Below are 1,998 nucleotides of genomic sequence, written 5' to 3' on the forward strand. Positions count from 1 at the left end.
CAAACTTGAGCTTTTCATCCATCTTCGTACTTTCATTCCACGGCATAGTAAGGTCCCTCCTATGCCAAAAACTGTAAAGTATGTGTCCGGTATAAAGTGTTAACTATGTATCGAGTCGTACAACTAAAACCACTTTCGAGTGGTTTTTCATTTGGGCTCTTTATCTTTGATATGCTCACCCTAGGGGCTTATCTCTAATCTTATCCACACTTTTATTTAAAGGCATCCAGATGATTTCTGACTCGTTTTCAAAAAGTACGCGATTCATTGCGATTCTTTGCCTCACCTGTTTTTCTTACGCTAGCATGGCGTGTACTGCAGTAAATACGGTTGCTAAAGATGGAACGGTTGTAGCTGGCAGAAATATGGACTGGGCCTTTGACATGAAGTGGACGCTGATGGTGATGCCACAAGGCACACCTTTGCTTCTGAGCGCCCCAGCAAAGATGAATCTTCCCGCCGAACAGTTGTCTAGCAAGTATGCGTTTATCGGCGTAAGTCCAGCCATTCTGAAGGGTGGAAATGCGTTTCTTGAGGGGCAAAATAGTGCGGGTCTGGGATTGAGTGGAAATTTCATGCCAGGCTTTACCGAATATCAATCTATAGATAAGCAAGATAAGCGCTATGTGTCCATCGTTAATCTTGGTGGATTTGTTCTGGGAATGTTTTCGACGGTTAAAGAATTAAAGCAAGAATTACCTAAATACAAAGTCTGGTTTGATCCAAGTGAAGTTTCTGGGATACCAACAGCGCCATGGCTACATTTTGTATTCACTGATCGCACTGGCGCCAGCATTATTGTTGAATTCATAAAGGGGCAAATGGTTATTTATGACAATATTGCCAATACTTTGACTAATGCCCCAACCTACGACTGGCATTTAAATAATGCGAGAAATTATTTGGCACTTTCGGGAACCGCTCCAAAGCCGCTGACCATCAAAGGCAAAAGCATTAATGAATTAGGTTCAGAGGGCGCTGGAATGATCGGGATGCCCGGTGATTACACAACCCCTGGCCGCTTTATTCGTGCCGCCTATTTGCAGCAGATGGCAGGTCAAGTGAAGACTGGTGCCGAAGCAAATCAACTGGTCGGACATATCTTAAATAATGTGGATGTGCCTCTTGGAACATCAATTTCGCTTGAGGGTAAAGCAACCGTCTCGGACAGCACGCAATGGGCAATCATTAAAGACTTGACCCACAATCAACTAAAGGTGGCCAATTATTTAAATCGTACAAATTTTATTCAACTAGATCTAAATAAGCTTTTTGCTGCTAATAAGCAAATGTCTTGGTTAATCGATGGCCTGCCTTATTCAAGCGGTGATTTAACTAGTCAACTAATGAAGTAAAGGGGCATCCTAGGCTCTGGTCGATTCCTCCCTGGGCCACCAAGAAACACGATAGCCCACTCGTTGGGCTATTTTCTTTTGGTCTGGCACGGTAAGCTGCCATTAGTCCCGAGAATCCCAGCATGAACCGTCCTTTAAAAGGGCAAATCTGTTAGATATCCTTGAGTCAGTCAATGTCGTTTGCAACGACATTTCCAATGATCTTTAGTACTATCTAGTTCATGGAATTAGCTAACCAAATTTTTTTTATTGTTTTTTCGTTAATTGGTCTGGGGTTATTTTTAAGTTCCCTCTATCAATATCGAGCTAACAGGACAAGTGGATTCAGCATCTACTATCCCTTAAGCTTGGGAATTTTCTCTCTGTCCTCCTTTAGCTTTGGCATCGCCTTGTGGACACATAAGCTCTTTCTCACAATAGCCAATACCTCTTTTATTGTTTCAATTCTTTTGCTTGTATTTTTATACCGCTCTTGGAATCAACGCCCGTTTACCAAGTTACAGACCTTGCTGTTATGGGGTAATCCCCCCATTTTTAACTTAAGCTAAAAGTAGAAGCTGGTACTGCAAGTGCTAGTTTTTGCTTTGGTGTAATTCCACCTAAGCCCATGTTCGGTCTTTCATGATTGTATGTCCACATCCAA

General features: G+C 42.3%; 1 protein-coding gene. It reads left to right on the forward strand.

The window, feature by feature from the left end; translation table 11 throughout:
* The first annotated feature begins 230 nt into the window (after window positions 1-230).
* Window positions 231-1,355: a linear amide C-N hydrolase gene (locus ICN12_RS10720; RefSeq protein WP_216272497.1), complete on the forward strand. Its 1,125-nt coding sequence runs from the start codon at window positions 231-233 to the stop codon at window positions 1,353-1,355.
* The last annotated feature ends 643 nt before the right edge of the window (window positions 1,356-1,998 follow it).

The sequence above is a fragment of the Polynucleobacter sp. AM-25C3 genome (assembly GCF_018882335.1).
In the GTDB taxonomy this organism is placed as follows: domain Bacteria; phylum Pseudomonadota; class Gammaproteobacteria; order Burkholderiales; family Burkholderiaceae; genus Polynucleobacter.

Bases quoted from the DNA above. Each gene is read 5' to 3' on its own strand.
- ICN12_RS10720 (WP_216272497.1), top strand. From the start codon at position 231: ATGATTTCTGACTCGTTTTCAAAAAGTACGCGATTCATTGCGATTCTT.